Here is a 22,318-nt window from a genome sequence, read left to right as displayed (position 1 = left end):
TCCTATACTATGCTGAATGCAGGAGCAATAAAGTTTCAAAAAGCCTTTATTTTTCCTTTGCATTACCCTATTTTTGCGTAGCCAAATTCAAAAATCAAAGAATAGATGAGCGTTTTAGTCAATAAGGATTCTAAGATAATCGTACAAGGTTTCACCGGTAGTGAAGGTACGTTCCATGCCGGTCAAATGATCGAATACGGGACCAATGTTGTAGGAGGCGTCACTCCAGGAAAAGGAGGGCAGGAGCACCTTGGAAAACCGGTTTTCAATACCGTTGAAGAAGCGGTTGAAAAAGTTGGTGCGGATACAACGATTATTTTTGTCCCTCCCGCGTTTGCCGCAGATGCCATTATGGAAGCTGCGGATGCAGGCATCAAAGTCATCATTGCCATCACGGAGGGAATCCCTGTTGCGGATATGGTAAAGGCTAACAATTATATCAAAGACAAAGGGGCGCGTTTGATCGGTCCTAACTGTCCGGGTGTCATCACACCAGGAGAAGCTAAGGTTGGTATCATGCCAGGATTTGTCTTCAAAAAGGGCAATGTGGGCATCGTCTCTAAATCGGGAACATTGACCTACGAAGCTGCTGACCAAGTGGTAAAGCAGGGTCTAGGTATAACGACCGCCATCGGAATTGGTGGTGACCCCATTATCGGTACCACTACCAAGGAAGCGGTAGAGTTATTGATCAATGACCCCGAAACCGAGGCAGTTGTGATGATCGGAGAGATCGGCGGGCAGCTCGAAGGTGATGCGGCAAAATGGTACAAACAAAGCGGAAGTAAGAAGCCTGTGATCGGTTTTATCGCAGGGGAAACGGCACCTGCCGGACGTACGATGGGACACGCTGGTGCCATTGTTGGTGGAAGTGATGATACTGCCCAGGCCAAGAAGGCTATTATGAAGGAATGCGGGATCCATGTCGTAGATTCTCCAGCAGAGATCGGCAAGAAAGTCGCAGAAGTTTTAGGATAAACTTAATCGAGATAAAATAGAAGGCCTCGCTAATTTTAGTGAGGCTTTTTCTGTTCAAGGCGCTACGTTACCCAAAGGAAAACGCTTATATTTGAATTGCATTTTATACAAACTAACTACACATAACAACCATGAAGTTATTAGAAGGTAAAACGGCCATCATCACAGGCGCCAGTCGCGGAATTGGTAAAGGAATAGCAGAAGTTTTTGCAAAGCATGGAGCCAATGTTGCATTCACATACAGCTCCTCGGTAGAGGCTGCCAGCGAATTGGAAAAAGAATTGAATGCCATGGGCGTGAAGGCGAAGGGCTATCAGAGCAATGCGGCAGATTTTCAGCAAGCACAGGATCTGGCTGCTGAAGTACTCAAAGAATTTGGAAGTATCGATGTACTGGTCAATAATGCAGGAATAACGAAAGACAATCTTTTGATGCGTATCTCTGAGGAGGATTTTGATACCGTTATCGAGGTGAATCTCAAATCGGTCTTTAACATGACGAAGGCGGTACAGCGGACCATGCTGAAACAACGCAAGGGGTCGATCATCAATATGAGCTCGGTGGTCGGTGTCAAGGGAAATGCCGGACAGACCAACTATGCGGCCTCCAAAGCAGGGATCATAGGATTTTCTAAATCTGTGGCTCTGGAATTGGGATCCAGAAATATTCGCAGCAATGTCATCGCGCCTGGATTCATAGAGACCGAAATGACAGGCAAACTACCAGAGGATGTTGTACAAGGTTGGAGAGATGCCATTCCTTTAAAGCGCGGTGGGAGACCTGAAGATGTGGCCAATGCCTGTGTGTTCTTGGCATCCGATCTTTCAGACTATGTTACCGGACAGACCCTGAATGTGGATGGGGGAATGCTTACTTAAATTAGATTTGACGAGGAAAGAAATATTGCCTTGGGTTCGCTCGAGGCTCTTTTGTTTATAGGCTATTCATTTTCTTGTTAAACATATCCTATCAAGGTTTCTCAAATGAGAATTAATATATAACTTCGAAGGATAATTCAATAGATGCTGACAACGACCATTTTATATATTATTCTTGCCGGAATAGCTGCGTTGCTCGCAGCTTTCTTTCATTATTTCATTAAAGGGAAGGGGAGTGCCAAAAGAAATGTGCTTTTCGGCTTCTTGCGTTTTGTGACTTTCTTTGGGGTGCTTCTATTGCTCATCAATCCGCAATTCAAGCAGGTATCCTATGATGTTGAAAAGCCAAAACTGGTGCTCGCAGTCGACAACTCTTCGTCTATCGCAGCATTAGGACAATCCGAGAATGTCCAACAATTGTTGTCGGATATCAACACCCACGATGAACTACAAGATCGCTTTCAGATCGACCGTTATACATTTGGGACAGAATTGAATGCCTCAGATACGCTTTCGTTCGACGAAAAGCAGACGAATATAGCCAAAGCCCTTTCTTCACTTGAAGAGGTCTATAAAGATAAGACAGCACCAATAGTGCTCATCACCGATGGAAATCAAACCTTCGGGAGAAATTACCAGTATACATCCACCACTTTTCCCAATGAGGTCTTTCCAGTGATCCTAGGCGACACGCTCGTCTATTCAGATCTGAGATTGCAGCAACTGAACGTCAACAAGTATGCCTATCTCAATAACAAATTTCCTATCGAGGCGATCGTCACTTATCAGGGTCAGGAGGCCGTTAATTCACAATTTAGACTCAGTGCGGGGAATACTGTCTTGTATCGCAAGAATGTGAGTTTTTCCAAGGAGAAGACCTCAGAGGTAATTCAAATCGAACTCCCGGCAACTAGGGTGGGTGTCCAAACCCTTCAAGCATCCATCACCCCACTTCCTGAAGAACAAAACAAGGAGAACAACAGCAAGTATTTCGCTATCGAGGTCATTGATGAAAAGACCAACATCGCCATCGTTTCCTCGATGAAGCATCCAGATATAGGAGCGTTGAAAAAATCGCTGGAATCCAACAAACAACGTTCGGTCACCATAGTGTCTCCTTCAAAGGCATTGGCAGACATCAACCAATACCAATTACTGGTCGTCTTTCAACCAGATTTCAGTTTTTCGTCGTTCTTCACGGCATTGGACAAAGAAAAGAAGAATGCCTTGATCATCGCAGGAACTAAAACCAGCTGGAATCTATTGAATCGCGCGGAACTTGGTTTTACACACGACCTTACTGGACAGGTGGAAGACGTTCAGCCCATTTGGAATATCAATTACAATAGTTTCATCACTGAAGACATCGGCTTTGATGGTTTTCCACCGTTGAGATCTTCTTTTGGTGATATAAAATTCTCTATTCCGTTTGATGTGCTCCTATATAAAAAGATCGGTAGTGTGGAAACGCAGAAACCATTGCTTACAACCTTCCAAAAAGACGAACAAAAATACGCCTTGCTGTTGGGAGAGGATCTTTGGCGCTGGCGTGCGCAAACCTTTTTAGATACACGAAGCTTTGAGAGTTTTGATGCTTTCCTGGGAAAGATAACTCAATATCTTGCTTCCAACAAGCGAAAGCAGCGCCTAGATATTTCCTATGAATCCTTTTATTATGGCAATGCAGAAGTGAAGGTGAGTGCACAGTACTTTGATCGCAATTATATCTTTGACAATAGAGGAACACTGCGTATTGTCATGAAGAGTAAGGCAACACAGCAGACGCAAGTGGTTCCCATGTTGTTAAGGAACAACTATTATCAAGCGGACTTGAGTAGTATGCCGGCTGGGGATTATGATTTTACGGTTCAGGTGGTCGGTGAAGAATTATCGCGTTCGGGAAGTTTTTCAATATTGGCATTCGATGTGGAAAAACAGTTTTTAAATGCCGATGTAACAAAACTGCAACAACTTGCTACTAATACTTCGGGAAATTACTATTTCGCCTATCAGAAGGATCAGATGATCAACGATCTGCTCACTGACCAGCGGTATACACCGATTCAAAAACGAACTGAAAATGTCGTACCTTTAATAGATTGGAAATGGCTGCTGGCGATTATTGCTTTAAGCTTGGCGTCAGAGTGGTTTTTGAGGAAATACAATGGACTTATTTAATAACACAGAAATATAACTTAATAACAATTACAAAATGGACAAATTACCCAAGATCGGATTACCTATCCTTTTTATAGTCATAGTAGGAATTATATTGATCAGTAAATCGGCCGTAACAATAGAATCTGGTGAAGCAGGCGTACTTTACGAGCGTTTTGGAGATGGGGTTGTAACAGATGAACCGGCCAAAGGCGAAGGCTTTCACTTTGTCTTTCCTTGGAACAAGATCTACATATACGAAGTTAGACAGCAACAACTTTCAGAGCCGATGCGAGTACTTTCGTCTAACGGCCTCGAAATTGCGCTAGATGCAACTGCCTGGTATCAGCCACAAGCTGAAAACTTGGGCAAATTACACCAAGAAAAAGGGGAGGACTATGAAGAACGTGTCATAAAACCAGCATTTCGATCCGCAGCACGTAGCGTGGTTGGGCGCTATACGCCTGAGCAATTGTACTCAACTAAACGTGATGCCATTCAAGAGGAGATCTTTATTGAAACCAAAAAGATCCTCGATGACCAGTACGTTCAATTAAATCAGGTTTTGGTGCGTGACGTAACACTGCCTGCCACTATCAAGGATGCCATTGAGCGGAAGCTAAAACAGGAGCAGGAGGCATTGGAATATGAATTCCGTTTAGAGAAGGCCAAGCAAGAGGCCGAGCGTCAAAGGATCGATGCAGAAGGGAAGGCTGCGGCCAACCGTATCTTAAATGCATCGCTATCAGAGAAGATCCTTCAGGAAAAAGGAATACAAGCTACGCTAGAGCTTTCAAAATCACCAAACAGCAAGGTGATCGTTGTTGGTGGGGGCGATGGGGGACTTCCAATCATTTTAGGAAACCAATAGGATTTAAAAATATAGGATGAAAAGCCCAAGGTGAACTACCTTGGGCTTCTTTTTTGCAAAAAGAAATTGGGCCTTCCTCCAATGTAAAAATGCGTCTTTACGATACTTAATAGCCTTTTAAGTTGTAGTTTAGTAAAGTATGGTCAATCAAAGCATCACCTTCAAATACATCCTTGCCGTTATGATGGCTGTGATCGTTACTTGGCTGCTTCACGAGTTTGCGCATTGGCTTGTGAGCGAATTGCTCGGTTATGAGTCGATAATGCGGATCAACTCGGTGTCTAGGATGGAAGGTCAAGATCCGATTGGCATCCACGATATGTACATTGCGGCTGCAGGCCCCTTGGTCACTATCATTCAAGCATTCATCGTTTATTACATACTTAGAGCGAATAACTGGAACAAATACCTATATCCGCTGCTCTTTATCCCGTTTTACATGCGCCTAATGGCTGGCTTTATGAATTTCATCAAACACAATGACGAAGGTCGTATAAGTACATTTTTTGAATTGGGAACTTTTACCATCCCCATCCTCGTGATTGCGCTCCTGTTTCTTTTGGTGTACGGCGTTTCTAAAAAGTACAAGCTCCATTGGAAATTTCAATTGGCCACGACAATTTTTGTAATGATATCGAGCTCGATTTTAATTCTTGCCGATCAATTTTATGGAATACGAATTATATAACCCATTGCCTTGTTTGACCTATGGTCATAGCGCCCAAAAAAATTAGTATCTTTAATTTTGTTCAATTCCGCATTGTAAATGTGAATAATGCCATCATTCCTAGAAATTAAAATAGCACATCATGAAAAAGCTGTTTATTCCATTGATGCTTGTCCTTTGCATGGTTGCTGGTTGCAAGTCTGAAGGAAAAATGCAGAAAACAGCAGTTTCAAAAGGAGAGGAATGTCTTAAAGATGTATCCAATATTGTGAATTCGAATGAAAAGTGGAAGTGTTGGATGAATACGAATTTTCATGATTCCTTACAGCATATCTATGGGGACACCTCTATCAAAGTTGATGCTTCTGGAACTGTGGCCGCGGGAACTGATGCGATCATTGCCTTGCTAAAGAAGAAGCCCTTCGCGGTAGATTCCATTTATACCATCAAAAAGGTGAAGGCGGATGATCGTCACAGATTTGACTATGAGATCGGCGGGTTCATTACTGCAAATGCTACCTATAGTCATTTACTTATCTGGAATAGATCTTCGGACAATATCAGGGAGTTCGAATTTATAGCCAAGGTCGATAAAGGTCAAAACTACAGCATTGAGATCGACAAGCGCAGGGCCAGGTGGGTAGTGCTTTGTAATTTGCACGATGCAGCGCGCTTGGTAAGTGAATTGTACAGTGAGAATGCCGTCTATTTCAGTCACAAGCCAGTGATCATTGGTCATGAATCTATCACGCAGGAATATCAGTACATGAATGACCCCAATTATCAACTCACACTGCACCCGATAACCGTACAAATGGTAAATGAAAATTTGGCCTATGAGATCGGGCAATGTAAGGGGACCTACAATGGGAAATATATGCTAGTTTGGCAAAGGGACGAACAAGGAATATGGCGAATCCTAGTAGATTCCAACATTTGATCAAAGGGGACAAACAACAATACACTGCATAATAACTAACGATAATAAAAAATGAAATTAGGAGCATTTTCAATAAGTCTAAGCGTAAAAGATATCAACACCTCCAAAGAATTCTATGAGACCCTCGGGTTTAAGGTGTTTGCGGGGGATCTAGAACGCAATTATCTGATCATGAAAAATCAGGATGCCCTTATCGGACTTTTCCAAGGCATGTTCGAAAATAACATTCTTACCTTCAATCCCGGGTGGGACGCAAATGCAAATACGCTTGATGACTTTGATGATGTGCGAGATATACAGCGCGCTCTAAAACAAAAAGGGGTCAAGTTAACATCTGAAGCCGATGAAACTACCAAAGGACCAGCAAGTCTTGTAGTTATGGACCCTGATGGTAATGCCATTCTGATCGACCAGCACATATAGTAAAAAAAGGCCGAACTGATTTAATAGAGCAGAAAATTCGATAGATCACTATAATGCTGCCATGATGTCTTTGAGTTCATCCTCACAGATATCTATCAGTATCTTTTTGATGATCTTATTTTTATCGGTAATAATAAGAGTGTTGTGTTTTAACGCACCGTTGTCTTTAGTTCCAAGACCAAAAAGCTCCGCAATTTTCAGGTCGTTCTCGATCAATAGGTCCACATCTTTATTTGCGGCCGTATCGCCAAGGTCATTGATGGATACATCTTCATTAAGAAGTCCTATGTGCACGGGCTTTTGTTCTTTAATGTTCTTCTTCAGAAACAGAAAGAAATGTTTCCGAGATAATGCCGAAAGGCTAAAGCGCCGATCGGTATCCGTAACTCCGGAGAATGATGGAAGGGTATCATTTATCCTCAACGTAGCCGTATGGTCGATCTCTTTGTAACCTGTACATGGTTCTTTAACATATTCGGGTTGCTCTTTGCATGCAAAGAGCCATGTGGAAAGGATGATGAAGGCAAGAATGGTTCTCATCGGTCAACTACTTTTACAGTTCCTATACTTTGGTCGTCTTTTCTAGACACAATGAGATGTTGATAGATCTTATCCCATTGTCTAGTGTCCGTTACGGTGATGCACCCAGCAGATATACGCCCAGGATGAAGAAAACGATCTCCCGAGTGGCCTACCCGAAACCATGTTTTGGCATATTTGGAATCGCTTGTATAATAACCACCTCCTGGATGTGGCTCATACGGTATCTCCAGATCAAAACTTCCAAGTGGTGTAGGATTGCGTGTGTCTGTAATGGCATTGAAAGTACCAAGACCGGTAACTTCGAGTCGTTCGGTAAGCCGATAAAAGGTAACGGAAGCACTTCCAGTATGTGGGCAACCTTTGCCAAGATGAACGGATTGTTCAAAATACGACCGGTCCCAATCCCAAGAAGTCCATTCCCAGCCTTTCTTCTTCACGGTGGCCGTTTTTCCTGCCATTCGACCTTCCAATACTTGAAAACTTTCACGGTCCCCGGTCTTGTTGACCTTTACGCGTAGAAATTCTGGGATAGGCCAAACGAGACCATCATCAAATCGAACACGCAGCCATCCATTTCCGCCAAGTTTTTCCACATGACCAAAATATGCTTCGAAAGGTGTAAACATCAATATGTGGTTGTTTTGATTGTTAAAACACTAAGATATTGGTTTTAGGTCAATTAAAGAACAGGCGACAGTAAAAAACTATCGCCTGTAGATCAGAGGTTTAAAGGTTGATCTTTTTTCCTTTTGGGAATTTCACTCTATACGAGAACTGCTTGCTATAATTTTTTTTGGATTCTAAGGTCATCTTCCAGCTTAGGACACATTCTTTTAGCCGAACGTTGGCTATGCGGGTGATCGCTGCTCCCGAACGGTAGACCGTGACCTGTTCAATAGTTGAGGCTTGCTTTTTATCGTTTCCAAAAACATGATAGGAATTGAGTAGCACAAAGAGTAGTAAGAATCTCATGACGTTGGTGGTTTAAAGTTTATTCAAACCTAAACAAGTCATCCATAAAAAGGAATTGAGAATGAGTCACCGCTTACCTGTGCAGGGTAAATAGACCTTCTGATCTAGTTATCCCAAAAACTTCGCCTTTAATTCTGGAGTCGGGATCCAACAGCTTTCCTGTTTTCCAAACCATCGGTAGCGATTCTTGGCAACAATATCATAAAAGAAGTCATTGAATGAGGTAGGGAGGAAACGAAAGATGCGAAATAGTGGCCAAAGACCTCCAAATTCTTTGATGATAGCAAAGGCTGCTTTGGATTTATGCAGAAATTGCTTTCCAGGCTCGTATAGGATGATGGAGTCGAATTCTTCTGCATTGAGATTGCGTTCCTTTAAAAAGCGCTGCCCGACATCACTTTGCAGTGAGGCATACCTAAAAACATCCTTCTTGTCGCGTTCGATCACATACTGGACCGCGCCGTTGCATAAGTTGCAAACACCGTCGAAGAAGATGATCTTTTTATCTTTTGGCAGTTCCATGATTCTAAAGTTCAAATAATAAAAACGCCCATCTCCTATATGAAGAGGGGTAGGGTGAGGGCTATCTTTTCGCCTCCACCAATTCCAGTTGCTCTAACGAAACATTGGTCGTAAAGATACCATAATTAACAACAGCCTTGTTCTTTTCAATACTATCAATGCTCCCCACAGACTTCCCATCCAACAGGCGTACTCGGTCTCCCACTTTTAGGACCGGCCTGGGCTTTGGTGGCTGCAATTTTTCTTTCTTTTTCTTTTCTACCTTTTCTTTACGCACTTCCTTGATCTCTTCCGCCACCTCTTTTACTACCTCAGCTTTCTTCTGTTTTTCCTCTTTCCGCTCTTTGGCGGTAGCTTTCTTTCGCTTCGAATTCTCTGTTTCGATGATGCGTAAGAATTCGGAGATCAATGGGCGCTTCTTTTTATCGTAAAAGTATTTTTCGGCAATGCTATTGATCTTGTTTCCTAGATAGATCATACGCTGATGGTGATCGAACAACTCTTGGTAATTCTGAAGCTTGGATTTCAATCTGGCATTGAGTGCTTCCATTTTCTCACCTTCCTCGCGGGCTCGCACCTCTTCATCTTTTAAAGACCTGGAGGTCTTTTCCATCTGACTGCGCTGCTTTTGAAGCTTGGCGATCGTCGCATCAAAACGGACTTTTCCTCGCTCTATCTTTTTCTTTGCCTTGTTGATCAGGCTATAGGGAATCCCATTTTTTTGTGCCACCTCAAAGGTGAAGGAGCTTCCTGCTTCCCCCAAGACCAATTTGAACACAGGCTCTAGCGTGCGATTGTCGAATTGCATATTGGCGTTGGCCATATGCGGCAACTCATTTGCGAGCAATTTTAAATTCGCATAGTGTGTGGTGATCACTCCAAAGGCTTCACGTTCATAGAACACTTCTAAGAAAGCTTCGGCCAGCGCACCACCTAATTCTGGGTCGCTACCAGTTCCAAATTCATCGATCAGGAAAAGCGTTTTCTCATCGCACTTCTTCAAGAATTGATTCATATTCTTAAGGCGATAGCTATAGGTGCTCAGATGATTTTCTATGCTTTGATTATCTCCTATATCGGTCAAGATACGTTCAAATAAACAGACCTTGCTGCGTTCGTGAACAGGGATCAGCATACCGCTTTGTACCATCAGTTGAAGTAATCCTATCGTCTTCAGGGTAATACTTTTACCGCCGGCATTTGGCCCAGAGATCACAATGATCCTATTTTCGTTGTCCAGACTGATGGTCTGTGGAAAGGTCTTCTTTCCTTCTCTGTCATTCTTGAGATAGAGGAGTGGATGATAGGCATCTCTGATAAAAAAGATACGCTCTTCGGTTATTTCTGGTAGTATGGCATTCAGCTCTTGAGCATATTTTGCTTTTGCTGCCACCACATCGATATCGCTCAATAACTCTTGATAATCGATGAGCAAAGGGGTAAATGGTCGTAAAAAGTCGGTCAACGTCTTTAAGATCCGTGTAACCTCTTCCTTTTCTTCATATTCGAGATTGCTTAGTTCTCTCGAATATTGCAAGGTGACTTCTGGCTCAATATAGACAATGCTGCCAGTCTTTGAATTGCCCATGATGGCACCTTTTACTTTTCGGCGATGCATGGCAGTTACGGCTAGGACCCTGCGATTGTCGATGACCGTTTCTCTGATCTCGTCCAGGTATCCGGCGTTATGGTATCTGCTTAGCGCACTCCCAAAACTTTGACCGATCTTTCCTCGCACCTGATTCATCTGTCTTCGAATACGTCGAAGTTCATCCGAAGCATCGTCCTTGACCTCTCCGAAGCGATCGATGACAGCATTGATCTGCGTGATGATATCATTGGTCACCTCAACATTGGACGCCCTTTCATTTATGCTGGGATAATACTCTTGGAACTTTTTTAGGAAACGGATCAAGATATTGGCCGTGTCAGAAATTGAAGCGATTTTCTTGAATCCGTCTATTTCTAAAAAGCTGTTTTCCACACCGAGCAGATGAATTTCCTTTTCGATCGTTTCAAAACCGTGGTTGGGAATCCGATTTTCATTGTCAAAAGAAGATAGATATTCGTTGACCAAATTCAATTCGAACAGCAAAGAGGCGCGCTCAGAGAAAGGAATGATAGCTTGTATCTTCTCCTTTCCCAGCGAAGTATTCGCATGTGAAAGCACTTGATTGAGCACTTCTGCGAACTCTAAGTCTTCTAATGTCTTTTGAGCGATCTTCTTCATTGCTATTTTGCTATTTTTGATAGCGGAAACAAAAGTACCAAATTTTAATGAACGTCAATATTCATCCCAGCTGGAAAGATAAGTTAAAAGAAGAGTTTGAGAAGCCCTATTTTGAAGCCCTAGCTTCGTTTGTAAAACAGGAATATGCGAACAAAACATGCTATCCTCCTGGAAAGGAGATCTTCTCTGCCTTTGATCATTGTCCTTTCGAGGAGGTGAAAGTGGTGATCCTAGGGCAGGATCCATACCATGGGCCAAAGCAGGCCAATGGACTTTGTTTTTCTGTTAGAGATGGTATTCCGCATCCACCTTCTTTGGTCAATATCTTTAAAGAAATAAAGACGGACCTTGGCATTCCATACCCAAAAAGCGGTGACCTAACACGTTGGGCAGACCAAGGTGTACTTTTGTTGAATGCCACTTTAACGGTAAGGGCGCACGCAGCAGGAAGCCACCAGAAGAAGGGGTGGGAAGTCTTTACCGATGCGGTGATCAAATGCATATCTGATAAAAAAGAAGGTGTTGTTTTTTTACTGTGGGGAGGATATGCTAAAAAGAAAGGTGCGAAAATAGATCGAAGCAAACATCATGTACTCACATCGGGGCATCCATCGCCCTTAAGTGCAAATCGCGGACTCTGGTTTGGGAATAAACACTTTAGTAAATGTAATAACCTGCTAGAAACTAATGGGACTGAAGGGATAAAATGGTAAATATTTGGGGCACCATAAGTTAAGTTCAACGTACTGTAATTACTTCATCTTCATTACATGCTACGTCCTCGGCGGAAACAGTGATCACTTCTTGTCTTTGTTCGAGTTCACAGTATTTGTTAACTCCCTTCCCCATACAATTAGAGGCACAAGATGCAAAAGAAACTGCTATTCCCGCCAAAACGAAAATTAAGGATAGCTGTCTCATTAAAGGTTATTGATTTGAAATAAATGTAGATAACCACTTCAACAAAACATAATCTTTCAGATGAACGACACCCTTTAAACGTTAAACGATGCAACTGCTCCCCTCAAATGGTGAGCAGTCGTGAATCTTGGAAGAATTTTCTTCACTTCAAGTCGCTTAGTAATAAAGATTTAAAAAAGTATAGAGGTAGCTTACCCAATGCGCCCTTTAGAATCATTTTGGGTATGACAGTGCTATCTGAAATTCGATTTGAAATATTCAGATAAGATCAAAAAAAATATGAGCGACACTAAAAAAACCGCTACCGCACACAAAAACGCCAGATAAGACATTATAAACGATTATTAAGGTTTATCAACTGGTCAAGCAACTCTTTTTCAATTGAATACTCATTTAAAAGTGTTACCTAAGCGAAGATAGTCTGGTGATGGCTGAAACGTGATTTTTCAATCGAGTTTAGCCACCAAATCGTTGTACGGCACTTTTTTATCGATGATCGCGAGTGCAATTAGCTGATTCTGTATGCTTTGCACCGTATCCCTGTCGATAAGCCGCTGCGACCAGCGGGTTTTACTCAACCAATGCTGAATGTCCTCGAGCTGTTGTTCGTACCTATTGGCCAAAGTGCGGTCGATACTCGGAATCGATTTGAAATCCGTGGTATAGGTGTTGATCACTTCCAAGATATGTTTGATGATTCCAGAATTTTCCTGAATCATATCATTCCTGGCAGCAATCACAAAACAAGGCCATGGGGTAGGAAAGTCACTTATGTTGCGGAAAATTCCCTTATCTACCAAGGGTTTGGAGGTAAAATGTTCCCACATAAAATAATCTGCTTCCCTATTGGTCAATGCCTTTACAGCTCCTTCCAAATTGTTGATCAGCTCAAACCGCAGTTGTGAAGTGTCCCAGCCCATACTTTGTGCATGGACATATGCCATTAAGTGACTTCCGCTACCGTATCTGCTGATGGCGGCCTTGCTCCCCTTTAAGTCATCGATCGTCTTATAGGAGGAGTCACCAGCTACATGAATTCCCCACAGTAGTGGAGATTGCACATAGGTCTGCACGATCTTCGAAGGATTCCCAGCGGTGATGTCTTTGATGATGCCCTCGGTAAGAATGATGGCCATATCCGCTTCATCCTCCCTAAGCATTTTACACATTCTACCGGTTCCTTCTGGCACATCGGTCCATTGCAGATCGATTCCTCGGTCTTCAAAAGCACCTTCTTCAATGGCCATATGCCATGGAAGGTTAAAGTGTTCGGGCACACCGATAAGTCTAACGTTCTTCATTCAAAATACGATTTAAGATAACCTAATGATGGCTATAACCATGAGGTCAGCCGTTCTAACGTGTATTTGATAAGCTTGTCTACCGATTTCTGATAATCTTCGGAGAAGGTCCCTGAAGCTCGATTAGCGATGATACAGTTCATGGAACAGGCGCTATGTCCAAGAAGCGCCGCCATGCCATATATAGTAGAAGTTTCCATTTCCAAATTGGTGATCCTCTTGCCTTGGTATTCAAAAGAAGCGAGTTTTTCATGAAATCCTTCATCTTGGACAGGTATTCGCAGTGTTCTTCCTTGCGGGCCATAAAACCCGATATTGGTTCCTGTAAACCCTAGATGAACTTTTTCTGAGATCAATTTATCGCCCAATTTTTTGTCATATTTGACGACGTAGGGTGTCGCATGTTCTTTATACCAATCGGTATGTTCAATGAAAGCTTCTTGCATGGCCTTCTCTTGCACATGTTCGCTCTGATAGTAGTGCAATAGGCCATCAAAGCCGATGGCGTATTCACTAAGTAAAAAGCTGTCCACGCCCAATGCCTCTATCGTTCCACCAGAGGTTCCTATCCTTATGATATTAAGCGCGGTATGCTCTTTTTTCACTTCCCGCTTGTGCAGGTCGATATTTACCAGCGCATCCAGTTCATTCATCGCAATATCAATGTTATCCGGACCTATTCCTGTAGAGATGACGGAGAGTCTTTTTCCATTAAAAACTCCTGTGTGCGTAACAAATTCCCTTTTTTCTTTCTTCACTTCTATGGTGTCGAAGTACTTGGAGACCATCGAAACCCGCCCCGGATCTCCAACGAATATCACGGTATCCGCAATGTCGCTCGGCAGCAGGTTTAGATGGTAAATACTACCATCTGGGTTGACGATAAGTTCAGACTCTGCAATTCTCATAATTGAACAGTTATTAGGTTTCTGGTAATGATGTCGTATTTAGCGGCGTATTTTTTCGCCTGCCCAAAAATGGTTCCATCTTTCATATCATCATAAAAATCTGCCTCTTTTTTCAAAGCCAGCTGTCCTTTCAAATTCAAAACGATGCGGTCGTCTTCGTGTGTGTAAAAAGGCGTTAATTTTTTAATGATCTTTTCAATTTGAAGGTCACCCAAACCATAGTAACCTTGTCGGTGTAGGGTGTAGCCAAGCAATTGCCTTTTAGACCTAATGACCTCTTTGTCGATCAAGTTTAAGATATGAACCTCTAACAGGCCAAGTCCGTTATGGTTTGAGGGAAACCGTTTCAAATGGGCGCTAAGACAACTGGACAAATAAGGAAAGGAAGAGGGTTGCGTGACATATTTCTTGAAGGTAGTATGATTTTGGCTGTTATATAATCGCCAAAGATCAACAGCCAACAAGAGATCGTCATTCTTTAGCGCTATCTTATTCGCGTAGTGTTCCATCAATTGTGCCTTGGTCAATTCTGTGAGCCCTTTTAATCCATCTTCACCATGTACACGGCCACTGCAGACCAAATAAACTGGACGCTTCGCGTTTTGCTGTTTCAACCAACTGATGGCAGCGATCATATTTATATGACAGAAAAGGTCATATTCGAACCATAGGATAACAGATTCAAAATTGTTGATATCTTCTATGCTCTTTAGTTCCTCGACGAATTTTTGTTGGTAGAACGCTATTGGAATATCGTAGTACTCCTTTAAAAAGTCGATGCGCTTCTTTATAAAATACTCGCTTCCTATTTCAAAATCAGTAGGCCCCTCGCAGAGCATTTCCCGCCAAGTGAGTACATGCCCTTCGATCTTCAGGTCTTTGAGATACTCGGAAAGACTATCGCCATTGGTAATATGTAGTATTCTTTCCATTAGCCTCCAACTCGTTTTACATTGAACCCCTTTTCTTTTAGCATTGCCATTATAGCATCTCTATAATCTCCTTGAATGATGATTTGATCGTTCTTAAAACTACCACCGACACTTAGTTTTGTCTTTAACTCTTTTGCCAGCTTCTTAAAATCGGCATCAGCACCAGTATAGCCTTCTAAAATGGTGACTGGTTTTCCTTTACGCTTTTCATATTTGCAAATGATAGGCGTCTCTTGCATCCAAATATCATCTTTGGGAGCCTCATTTGGCTCGTCTGCAGGAACATGCTCTGGAAATAAATTTTTCAATTGGTCTTGGAGGTCCATAATTAAATGCCTTTTCGTTTGCTGTTGTTATAATGGTTGATGAGTCGGATCATAAAGAATAAATAGAGACTTAGTGCAAAGTACTCAGCAAATAGTAAGGTACTAATTCTTTTGTCACTGTGCCAAGAAAAATGATCTTCAAAATTATTGTTGAACGACTGAAAGAATGGCCATTGAAAGTCTACTTTACCTAGAGGTTGTGCAATAGGCCAGAATAGCCGAAGCGTTAGGACCGCTGTCAATAGCACCGGGATGATGATCAGTGGATGCAGCAACTGCTTTGCGTGTTTCTCATAAATACGTCCAAGCGGAAGCATAAAAACGGGGAAGAACCAAATGAAAAAACGTTCGGTATCACCTCCTCCAAACCAGCAGATGGCAATGCCCAACACGGCCAAAGCTAAAAGGTAGTGATACTTCAAATAGAATTTTTTAGTGTCTTTCCAGAAAAATAAGAGAAACACCCAAGAAACTCCATAGGTTAGGAATATCGCAGTAGTTAACAAGAAGATGGTCTTTCCTATGAATGTCCTGTAGATAGCTAACCCAAAGGTGTACTTTAAACCACTATCATCGACCAAGGCATGTGTGGCAATAAAAGCACCTGTTGCCAAGGTCAAAGCGAACGCAAACCACGGTAGCTTTTTAAACACCTTTTTGAAGTTGATAAAGAATGGCTTTTTTACATCTATAGGATTTCCTAAAAAGGGGATGGCAAGACAAAATAATAGTATAAACTCTCGGACAAAGACGCCGAGGGCCGCAAGTATACCAAACAGCACATAATGTTTAGCATTTGGTTTTTTATGTAATTTCCTCAAAAGTATGAGCAGCAACATGATAAAAACGAAAGCTACTGGGTCGCAAGTGGCAGGGTAATACCCTATAAGTCTTGGATATACCAGCCAGTGCAGCATAAAGAACGCCACAAAGATGAATGCCGTCCCTCTGTCTTTAAAGAAGAGGCTTAACCAATAATACAGCAAGAGGCATCCAATGAAAGATGCCAGCATATTTACGTATAAAAAGCTATCGAGAATGGGAAAAGGTAATAATGATGCCAAAAACGGGGTCCCTAAGCGATAAATTTGAGGGCTCTCGGTACGTATGGTAGTCCCTTCTTGTAATTGCTCTGCCACATCATAATAATACTGTCCATCATATCCCTTACCATCATTAAGCGCTATTCTGTCTTGAAATCTCAAGCTTCCTAGCATCACTATGGTAAAGAGTATGGACAGCAACGCATAGCCGTACCATTTGAAAAAGGCATCCATTAAGAAAGTTACTTCTTGATAAGACCTAGGTCTACCAAGCGCTCATGTAAAAATTCACCAGCTGTGATATCCTCAAATTGCTTGGGATGCTCGTCATCGATACAGCTTTCCAACACATCCAATTTCATCTCACTGACTGGATGCATGAAGAAAGGTATCGAGTATCGTGAGGTTCCCCAGAATTCTTTAGGTGGATTTACCACTTGGTGAATGGTCGACTTTAATTTGTTGTTGGTATGTCTGGAAAGCATATCACCCACATTGATCATCAATTCGTCCGGTTCCGCAATAGCATCGACCCATTCGCCATTGTGGTTCTGTACCTGTAGCCCTTTTCCATGAGCTCCCATCAACAAGGTGATCAAATTGATGTCACCATGGGCTGCAGCTCGCACGGCATTCTTTGGCTCGGAAGTGATAGGCGGGTAGTGGATAGGACGCAAGATAGAGTTGCCATTTTTGATATATTGATCAAAATAGGTTTCTTCTAGTCCCAAATGCAGTGCCAAAGCACGAAGAACATACTTTGCCGTCTTTTCTAGCATTTGAAAGGTCTTTTTCCCAACCTCATTGAATTTTGGAAGCTCTTCGACCATCACATTGTCTGGATATTCCTCCGCGAGTTTTGGGTCGTCCTGTACATACTGTCCAAAATGCCAAAACTCCTTCAGGTCGCCTTCTTTCTTTCCTTTGGCATGTTCTTTTCCAAACGAGGTATACCCTCGTTGCCCACCGATACCTTCTATTTCATATTTTGATTTTACATCAAGTGGAAGGTCAAAGAATTTCTTTATTTCATCATAGAGGTCCTTAACAAGCTGCTCGTCCAAAAAGTGCCCTTTTAAGGCTACAAAGCCAATCTCTTCATAAGCTTTACCTATTTCGTCTATGAATTTTTGCTTTCTTGCCGGATCCTCAGAGAGGAAGTCTCTTAGGTCAACACTTGGTATTCTGTTCATTGGTCATCATTTGATTGTTAATAACTGTAAACGCTGCTAGCCTGCGTCAAGACAAATTTAGCGAAAAAATAAGCTTTGTTTGGGTCGTAGTTATCAACAATTCTCAAAAATCTAACAAGGAGCTGACCAAATGTTATACATTTACATTGGAAGAATGTAATTTTATCATATGCAAAATCCTACTTCTACTTTGCAAAATATTGAATATGACCCTAAAGATCTTCAAAAAGATGAGTTATTAGGGCTTTATCGAGATATGCTAAAACCTCGTATGATCGAGGAGAAGATGCTCATCTTATTGCGACAGGGCAAGATATCTAAATGGTTCAGTGGTATCGGACAAGAGGCAATCGCCGTGGGTGTTACAAGGGCCCTGAAGAAGAGTGAATACATACTACCAATGCATCGTAATCTAGGAGTATTCACTTCTAGAGAAATCCCCTTAAATCGTTTGTTTGCGCAATGGCAAGGCAAGGCTAGTGGTTTCACTAAAGGAAGAGACCGAAGTTTTCATTTTGGAACACAAGAATATAAAATTGTTGGGATGATCTCCCATCTTGGACCACAATTGGGGGTTGCGGATGGAATTGCGCTTGCCAATAAACTTAAAGATAACAACAAAGTTTGTGCTGTTTTCACGGGTGAAGGCGGTACCAGCGAGGGAGATTTTCACGAGGCCCTGAATGTAGCCGCGGTTTGGGATCTTCCAGTCCTTTTTTGTATCGAAAACAACGGCTATGGCCTTTCTACGCCGACCGAAGAACAATATCGCTGTAAGGATCTGGCCGAGCGCGCCATAGGGTACGGGATGGAATCGCATATTATCGATGGTAATAATATTCTTGAAGTATATAATAAGGTCTCAAAGATCGCAAAGAATGTTAGAAAGCGACCACGGCCAGTGTTGCTCGAGTTCAAGACATTTAGGATGCGAGGCCACGAGGAGGCTAGTGGCACCAAATATGTTCCGCAAGAATTGATGGATGCTTGGGCAAAGAAAGATCCTGTGATGAACTTTCAATCGTACCTTAAAGATGAGGGACTGCTTACCGAAGCGATGGAAGTGGAAATTAAGACAGCGATCGCCCATGAGATCAATGAACATTTGAATACGGCTTTTAATGAAGATGAAATCATACCGAACAAACATCTGGAACTTAGCGATGTTTACGCCGACTATGAATTTGAGGATTTCCAGCCCGGAACCGAAATAGAGAACATACGATTGGTCGATGCCATTTCCAATGGATTGAGACAGTCCATGGAGCGACATGAAAATCTGGTGATCATGGGGCAGGATATTGCAGAATACGGCGGCGTCTTTAAGATCACTGAAGGTTTTGTAGATCAATTTGGCAAGGAACGCGTTCGAAACACCCCTATTTGTGAATCGGCTATCGTCTCTGCGGCCATGGGCCTATCCATCAACGGGATGAAAGCCGTTATGGAAATGCAATTTGCGGATTTTGTATCTAGTGGTTTCAACCCAATAGTTAATTACTTGGCCAAATCGCACTACCGATGGGCACAAAAGGCAGATGTGGTCATTCGGATGCCTTGCGGTGCAGGCGTCGGCGCCGGACCTTTTCACAGTCAGACCAACGAGGCGTGGTTTACCAAAACACCGGGGCTTAAGGTTGTTTACCCGGCATTCCCATACGATGCCAAGGGTTTATTGGCAACCGCGATCAATGACCCTAATCCAATATTGTTCTTCGAGCATAAAGCACTTTACCGAAGTATTTATCAAGATGTACCAAAAGATTATTACACACTTCCATTTGGTAAAGCTTCACTATTGAAAGAAGGGAATGATGTGACGATCGTTTCATATGGACAAGGCGTGCATTGGGCGTTGGATGTGCTTAAAGATCAAACCGACCTTTCGGCAGATCTTCTCGACCTTAGGACACTTCAGCCTATAGATACTGAAGCCATCTATGCCTCGGTAAAAAAGACCGGCAAATGTATCATCCTTCAAGAAGACTCGGTCTTTGGCGGCATTGCAAGCGATATTTCAGCAATGATCATGGAAAACTGTTTTGAATATTTGGACGCTCCTGTAAAGCGAGTGGGTAGTTTAGAAACGCCGATTCCCTTTGCCAAACAGCTGGAGGACCAATATCTCGCCAAACAGGTCTTTGCGGCAGAACTGATAGCGCTTCTTCGTTATTAGCTTAGATGCCACAAACACTTCCCTGACAGGTGCCGTGCATATATCGGAACCCACAGGAGGCATGATGCGCATCTTCGATGGCTGTGAAATTTAAAGTGACCATCTTTTCGATGATAGCCGCTACGCGAATAGGTGTAGGGGTAGGGACATCGGCGATCTCTCCTTTGTTGTTGATATATACCAAGCGGCCTACGCTTTCATAATCCCATGTCTTTGCCTTATCCAGAAGATTTTTTATCGTGGCAGGTAAGGGTAATTCCTCTAGCAGTGCGATAAATGAATCCGATGGCGGTAACAAGGGGACGATATCGAGATAATTCTCGTATCTCAGAGCGTCTGGAAAAGCAGTATTATAGCTCTTAAAAAAAGTGGTGTCGCCTGGTTTTGGGCCGGCAAAGGTGATGACATTGGTAGCCGTTATATTGTAGACACTTTTAAAATACATCGCTGCGATCGGTGCCATTCCGCCTCCTTTGCTATGTCCGGTGATGTAAAGTGGCAATGCATGAGTGGGGTCTAATGTATCGATTGCTATCTTGATTTGATCCGCGATGGTCATCAAGGCAAAGAGAAATCCCGAGTGTACTTTTCCAGGAAGGTTGACATTGGTGGTCGGTTCGGCCATGGCATCCTCAAACCAATCCAACCATGAATTCGGAATGGTCCCTCTAAAGGCAACAACGACCTCGGCAGTCGTTTTCCCCACTAAACAGCCTTCAATGCCAACATTTACGATGTGAATGTCATCTACAAAGCCTATATTCCTAAATTGATCGCAGGATTTTGGGTCGTCTTTGATGGCACATTTGAAATCGCCTGCGCTCACTGTGTGGGTCGTTGCACTCTCTGGTATCGCATAGGCCGCTGCTGATGCGCATAATAATTTACAGGCATCGATATCGGTTGGTTTCATACTTTTTTCATTTCTTCAAAAGTAGCGATAGTATTGGAGCTGTCTCAACGTAGAAATACCTGATTACATATTCGTTGGATTTTCTGCTTAAAAATATCATGGGCAATAAGACATTGAATGTTAAATACTTTAATGCAGAATAAATTATTCAATTTGATGACCATGGAAGTACAATCACCAATAGATTTGTGAAAGAATTATTTTCTGTGATATTTAATTTCTAAGATGCTGTCTGGAAAGTCGTCATTCCGACCCTAGACTTCGAGGGGAAGAAATCTGTTGAACGCTTACGAAAAGATAGACGATTGCCTCTCCATCAAAGACGAATCGCAGTGACACTATTTAATTCTTTTCTGACAGCCTCCGAAATGATCATAGGACAGGCCTTGAGTTCTTTTATAAATTCTTCCTCACTGAGCTTATTGTTCCTATTCGAGGAGCTTGACGAGATCAAGTTCTTATTAAAGAATTACCATTCCTTTACCTTTTTTGAAACTTTGTGGAGTATATAGCATACTTTATAGAGCATCCAAAGACCAAGTAGCATAAAGGCAATTATTCCAAAAGATAAAATAATATTGCCCCATGCGTCTGCTAAATAATTGGAATCGGTCGTTCTGTAATAATAACTTCCATCGGGGTTGACGATTTTTTCTGTTTTTTTTTGCAATACACTTATAAGTGTGATCATTAGTGTTTTTAAGGAAACAGCAATCATAGTTATAAGCATCAGCTTTGATTTTAAATAATTATTGCAAAGAGTTCACGAATAAGATCTCATTTGTTTTCTTCCTTTTCTTTCTCTTTACCCTTCTCTTTTTCCTTCTTCTTACGTAAGTGTTCCTCCAGTTGCTTCTGCCGCTCCTCCTTGGTTGGGATCCTGCCTACGGTAAAGCCGATGACCTCCGTCTCTGCCTTGGACGCCTTGTGCGTGGGACGCCTATCGCCAAGCGGACTCATGGTAACCATCAACGATTCCTTGTGGTTTGAGGTAAGCACAACCATCTCGCCATAGTACTCCCTGCGGCCTTTCCAGAAAGAGTATTTGACAATGTCAAGTTCCAAGGAGTCTGGCAAGAAGTAAACCGTGGCGCCACCCGTCCACTCGGAGGTTTCTCGCATATCTAGGCCATAGCCCTTCCATTGCTTGCGCAATATGTCGAACTCCATGCTGATGCGGTCCAGGTATTGCTGCTCCGTGTCCGGCACATACTGCTGTAGCGCCTTCCCACCTTCCATTTGCGTGAGGGCAACTAGGCTGTCGTATGGCATGTAATGCATCTGAAAGTCCTCTAGTTCTTGGCCATCAAAATGTCTAAAAACTTCCTTTGGATAAAGTGAACCCCACAGTTTGCTGTGGCATGCCGCTGCGAGCAGTGTAAGTCCTAAAACGACGATGAATGTTACTATCCTATTTTTCATAA

24 protein-coding genes are annotated in these 22,318 nt (G+C 42.5%); 9 read left to right on the top strand and 15 right to left on the bottom strand.

What is annotated here, in order from left to right; genetic code table 11:
- Positions 1-105: 105 nt before the first annotated feature.
- From sucD to ACFQ1M_RS07945, 7 genes are all read left to right on the top strand, one after another.
- Positions 106-978 carry a succinate--CoA ligase subunit alpha gene (sucD, locus tag ACFQ1M_RS07975; RefSeq protein WP_386406502.1) on the top strand — a complete coding sequence of 291 codons (873 nt, stop codon included), beginning with the start codon at positions 106-108 and terminating at the stop codon, positions 976-978.
- A 131-nt stretch (positions 979-1,109) separates the two neighbouring features.
- Positions 1,110-1,856 carry a 3-oxoacyl-[acyl-carrier-protein] reductase gene (gene fabG / locus ACFQ1M_RS07970; protein ID WP_386406499.1) on the top strand — a complete coding sequence of 249 codons (747 nt, stop codon included), beginning with the start codon at positions 1,110-1,112 and terminating at the stop codon, positions 1,854-1,856.
- A 144-nt stretch (positions 1,857-2,000) separates the two neighbouring features.
- A complete protein-coding gene (locus ACFQ1M_RS07965) occupies positions 2,001-4,034 on the top strand; it encodes a vWA domain-containing protein (RefSeq protein ID WP_386406496.1) in 2,034 nt (677 codons plus the stop codon).
- 34 nt (positions 4,035-4,068) lie between these two features.
- Entirely contained in the window at positions 4,069-4,884 is an 816-nt protein-coding gene (locus ACFQ1M_RS07960; protein WP_386406493.1) for a prohibitin family protein, read from the top strand.
- Positions 4,885-5,023: 139 nt separating this feature from the next.
- Positions 5,024-5,572, top strand: coding sequence for a hypothetical protein (locus tag ACFQ1M_RS07955; protein ID WP_386406490.1), 549 nt, complete (start codon positions 5,024-5,026; stop codon positions 5,570-5,572).
- 121 nt (positions 5,573-5,693) lie between these two features.
- Positions 5,694-6,491 (top strand): YybH family protein, encoded by a 798-nt coding sequence (locus tag ACFQ1M_RS07950; RefSeq protein WP_386406487.1) that lies wholly within the window; start codon positions 5,694-5,696, stop codon positions 6,489-6,491.
- A gap of 51 nt (positions 6,492-6,542) precedes the next feature.
- Complete coding sequence (locus ACFQ1M_RS07945) at positions 6,543-6,914, top strand: VOC family protein (RefSeq protein ID WP_386406484.1); 372 nt, start codon at positions 6,543-6,545, stop codon at positions 6,912-6,914.
- 48 nt (positions 6,915-6,962) lie between these two features.
- Here ACFQ1M_RS07945 and ACFQ1M_RS07940 read toward each other — a convergent pair whose 3' ends face one another.
- From ACFQ1M_RS07940 to ACFQ1M_RS07920, 5 genes are all read right to left on the bottom strand, one after another.
- Entirely contained in the window at positions 6,963-7,454 is a 492-nt protein-coding gene (locus ACFQ1M_RS07940; RefSeq protein ID WP_386406481.1) for a hypothetical protein, read from the bottom strand.
- Positions 7,451-8,083 carry a hypothetical protein gene (locus ACFQ1M_RS07935; RefSeq protein WP_386406478.1) on the bottom strand — a complete coding sequence of 211 codons (633 nt, stop codon included), beginning with the start codon at positions 8,081-8,083 and terminating at the stop codon, positions 7,451-7,453. Before ACFQ1M_RS07935 ends, ACFQ1M_RS07940 begins: the two co-directional genes overlap by 4 nt.
- A gap of 100 nt (positions 8,084-8,183) precedes the next feature.
- Positions 8,184-8,429, bottom strand: a complete 246-nt coding sequence (locus ACFQ1M_RS07930) for a hypothetical protein (RefSeq protein ID WP_386406475.1) — start codon at positions 8,427-8,429, stop codon at positions 8,184-8,186.
- A gap of 108 nt (positions 8,430-8,537) precedes the next feature.
- On the bottom strand, positions 8,538-8,951 hold the full coding sequence (locus ACFQ1M_RS07925; RefSeq protein ID WP_386406472.1) for a thiol-disulfide oxidoreductase DCC family protein: 414 nt from the start codon (positions 8,949-8,951) through the stop codon (positions 8,538-8,540).
- Between the two features lie 61 nt (positions 8,952-9,012).
- The gene (locus tag ACFQ1M_RS07920; protein ID WP_386406469.1) at positions 9,013-11,181 is read right to left on the bottom strand and encodes an endonuclease MutS2; all 2,169 of its coding nucleotides are present in this window, start codon (positions 11,179-11,181) and stop codon (positions 9,013-9,015) included.
- A 47-nt stretch (positions 11,182-11,228) separates the two neighbouring features.
- Between ACFQ1M_RS07920 and ung the strand changes: the two genes are divergently transcribed.
- Entirely contained in the window at positions 11,229-11,894 is a 666-nt protein-coding gene (gene ung / locus ACFQ1M_RS07915) for a uracil-DNA glycosylase (protein WP_386406466.1), read from the top strand.
- Positions 11,895-11,919: 25 nt separating this feature from the next.
- On the opposite strand, the gene ACFQ1M_RS07910 is transcribed toward ung, so the two are convergent.
- From ACFQ1M_RS07910 to ACFQ1M_RS07880, 7 genes are all read right to left on the bottom strand, one after another.
- On the bottom strand, positions 11,920-12,102 hold the full coding sequence (locus tag ACFQ1M_RS07910) for a hypothetical protein (RefSeq protein WP_386406463.1): 183 nt from the start codon (positions 12,100-12,102) through the stop codon (positions 11,920-11,922).
- A gap of 446 nt (positions 12,103-12,548) precedes the next feature.
- A complete protein-coding gene (locus tag ACFQ1M_RS07905) occupies positions 12,549-13,403 on the bottom strand; it encodes a substrate-binding domain-containing protein (RefSeq protein WP_386406460.1) in 855 nt (284 codons plus the stop codon).
- A 32-nt stretch (positions 13,404-13,435) separates the two neighbouring features.
- The gene (locus ACFQ1M_RS07900) at positions 13,436-14,311 is read right to left on the bottom strand and encodes a nucleoside phosphorylase (RefSeq protein WP_386406457.1); all 876 of its coding nucleotides are present in this window, start codon (positions 14,309-14,311) and stop codon (positions 13,436-13,438) included.
- Positions 14,308-15,243 carry a DUF1835 domain-containing protein gene (locus tag ACFQ1M_RS07895; protein WP_386406454.1) on the bottom strand — a complete coding sequence of 312 codons (936 nt, stop codon included), beginning with the start codon at positions 15,241-15,243 and terminating at the stop codon, positions 14,308-14,310. The genes ACFQ1M_RS07900 and ACFQ1M_RS07895 overlap by 4 nt, the downstream gene beginning before the upstream one ends.
- Positions 15,243-15,569: a translation initiation factor gene (locus tag ACFQ1M_RS07890; protein ID WP_386406451.1), complete on the bottom strand. Its 327-nt coding sequence runs from the start codon at positions 15,567-15,569 to the stop codon at positions 15,243-15,245. The genes ACFQ1M_RS07895 and ACFQ1M_RS07890 overlap by 1 nt, the downstream gene beginning before the upstream one ends.
- 2 nt (positions 15,570-15,571) lie before the next feature.
- Positions 15,572-16,846, bottom strand: a complete 1,275-nt coding sequence (locus tag ACFQ1M_RS07885; protein WP_386406448.1) for a hypothetical protein — start codon at positions 16,844-16,846, stop codon at positions 15,572-15,574.
- Positions 16,847-16,854: 8 nt separating this feature from the next.
- A complete protein-coding gene (locus ACFQ1M_RS07880; protein WP_386406446.1) occupies positions 16,855-17,805 on the bottom strand; it encodes an isopenicillin N synthase family dioxygenase in 951 nt (316 codons plus the stop codon).
- Positions 17,806-17,974: 169 nt separating this feature from the next.
- Here ACFQ1M_RS07880 and ACFQ1M_RS07875 point away from each other — a divergent pair, with 169 nt between their 5' ends.
- Positions 17,975-19,981, top strand: a complete 2,007-nt coding sequence (locus ACFQ1M_RS07875) for an alpha-ketoacid dehydrogenase subunit alpha/beta (RefSeq protein ID WP_386406443.1) — start codon at positions 17,975-17,977, stop codon at positions 19,979-19,981.
- 1 nt (position 19,982) lies between these two features.
- Here ACFQ1M_RS07875 and ACFQ1M_RS07870 read toward each other — a convergent pair whose 3' ends face one another.
- The 3 genes from ACFQ1M_RS07870 to ACFQ1M_RS07860 form a co-directional block, all read right to left on the bottom strand.
- The gene (locus tag ACFQ1M_RS07870; RefSeq protein WP_386406440.1) at positions 19,983-20,894 is read right to left on the bottom strand and encodes a lipase family protein; all 912 of its coding nucleotides are present in this window, start codon (positions 20,892-20,894) and stop codon (positions 19,983-19,985) included.
- Between the two features lie 469 nt (positions 20,895-21,363).
- Positions 21,364-21,624 carry a hypothetical protein gene (locus tag ACFQ1M_RS07865; protein WP_386406437.1) on the bottom strand — a complete coding sequence of 87 codons (261 nt, stop codon included), beginning with the start codon at positions 21,622-21,624 and terminating at the stop codon, positions 21,364-21,366.
- Positions 21,625-21,671: 47 nt separating this feature from the next.
- Positions 21,672-22,316 (bottom strand): hypothetical protein, encoded by a 645-nt coding sequence (locus ACFQ1M_RS07860; RefSeq protein WP_386406434.1) that lies wholly within the window; start codon positions 22,314-22,316, stop codon positions 21,672-21,674.
- Positions 22,317-22,318: the final 2 nt, after the last annotated feature.

This window comes from Sungkyunkwania multivorans (genome assembly GCF_042675645.1).
GTDB lineage: Bacteria > Bacteroidota > Bacteroidia > Flavobacteriales > Flavobacteriaceae > Sungkyunkwania > Sungkyunkwania multivorans.
This window is presented reverse-complemented; position numbering and strand designations above follow the sequence as displayed.

Coding starts and splice junctions, on each gene's coding strand:
- sucD (WP_386406502.1), top strand. CDS start 106: ATGAGCGTTTTAGTCAATAAGGATTCTAAGATAATCGTACAAGGTTTC.
- fabG (WP_386406499.1), top strand. CDS start 1,110: ATGAAGTTATTAGAAGGTAAAACGGCCATCATCACAGGCGCCAGTCGC.
- ACFQ1M_RS07965 (WP_386406496.1), top strand. CDS start 2,001: ATGCTGACAACGACCATTTTATATATTATTCTTGCCGGAATAGCTGCG.
- ACFQ1M_RS07960 (WP_386406493.1), top strand. CDS start 4,069: ATGGACAAATTACCCAAGATCGGATTACCTATCCTTTTTATAGTCATA.
- ACFQ1M_RS07955 (WP_386406490.1), top strand. CDS start 5,024: ATGGTCAATCAAAGCATCACCTTCAAATACATCCTTGCCGTTATGATG.
- ACFQ1M_RS07950 (WP_386406487.1), top strand. CDS start 5,694: ATGAAAAAGCTGTTTATTCCATTGATGCTTGTCCTTTGCATGGTTGCT.
- ACFQ1M_RS07945 (WP_386406484.1), top strand. CDS start 6,543: ATGAAATTAGGAGCATTTTCAATAAGTCTAAGCGTAAAAGATATCAAC.
- ACFQ1M_RS07940 (WP_386406481.1), bottom strand. CDS start 7,454: ATGAGAACCATTCTTGCCTTCATCATCCTTTCCACATGGCTCTTTGCA.
- ACFQ1M_RS07935 (WP_386406478.1), bottom strand. CDS start 8,083: ATGTTTACACCTTTCGAAGCATATTTTGGTCATGTGGAAAAACTTGGC.
- ACFQ1M_RS07930 (WP_386406475.1), bottom strand. CDS start 8,429: ATGAGATTCTTACTACTCTTTGTGCTACTCAATTCCTATCATGTTTTT.
- ACFQ1M_RS07925 (WP_386406472.1), bottom strand. CDS start 8,951: ATGGAACTGCCAAAAGATAAAAAGATCATCTTCTTCGACGGTGTTTGC.
- ACFQ1M_RS07920 (WP_386406469.1), bottom strand. CDS start 11,181: ATGAAGAAGATCGCTCAAAAGACATTAGAAGACTTAGAGTTCGCAGAA.
- ung (WP_386406466.1), top strand. CDS start 11,229: ATGAACGTCAATATTCATCCCAGCTGGAAAGATAAGTTAAAAGAAGAG.
- ACFQ1M_RS07910 (WP_386406463.1), bottom strand. CDS start 12,102: ATGAGACAGCTATCCTTAATTTTCGTTTTGGCGGGAATAGCAGTTTCT.
- ACFQ1M_RS07905 (WP_386406460.1), bottom strand. CDS start 13,403: ATGAAGAACGTTAGACTTATCGGTGTGCCCGAACACTTTAACCTTCCA.
- ACFQ1M_RS07900 (WP_386406457.1), bottom strand. CDS start 14,311: ATGAGAATTGCAGAGTCTGAACTTATCGTCAACCCAGATGGTAGTATT.
- ACFQ1M_RS07895 (WP_386406454.1), bottom strand. CDS start 15,243: ATGGAAAGAATACTACATATTACCAATGGCGATAGTCTTTCCGAGTAT.
- ACFQ1M_RS07890 (WP_386406451.1), bottom strand. CDS start 15,569: ATGGACCTCCAAGACCAATTGAAAAATTTATTTCCAGAGCATGTTCCT.
- ACFQ1M_RS07885 (WP_386406448.1), bottom strand. CDS start 16,846: ATGGATGCCTTTTTCAAATGGTACGGCTATGCGTTGCTGTCCATACTC.
- ACFQ1M_RS07880 (WP_386406446.1), bottom strand. CDS start 17,805: ATGAACAGAATACCAAGTGTTGACCTAAGAGACTTCCTCTCTGAGGAT.
- ACFQ1M_RS07875 (WP_386406443.1), top strand. CDS start 17,975: ATGCAAAATCCTACTTCTACTTTGCAAAATATTGAATATGACCCTAAA.
- ACFQ1M_RS07870 (WP_386406440.1), bottom strand. CDS start 20,894: ATGAAACCAACCGATATCGATGCCTGTAAATTATTATGCGCATCAGCA.
- ACFQ1M_RS07865 (WP_386406437.1), bottom strand. CDS start 21,624: ATGCTTATAACTATGATTGCTGTTTCCTTAAAAACACTAATGATCACA.
- ACFQ1M_RS07860 (WP_386406434.1), bottom strand. CDS start 22,316: ATGAAAAATAGGATAGTAACATTCATCGTCGTTTTAGGACTTACACTG.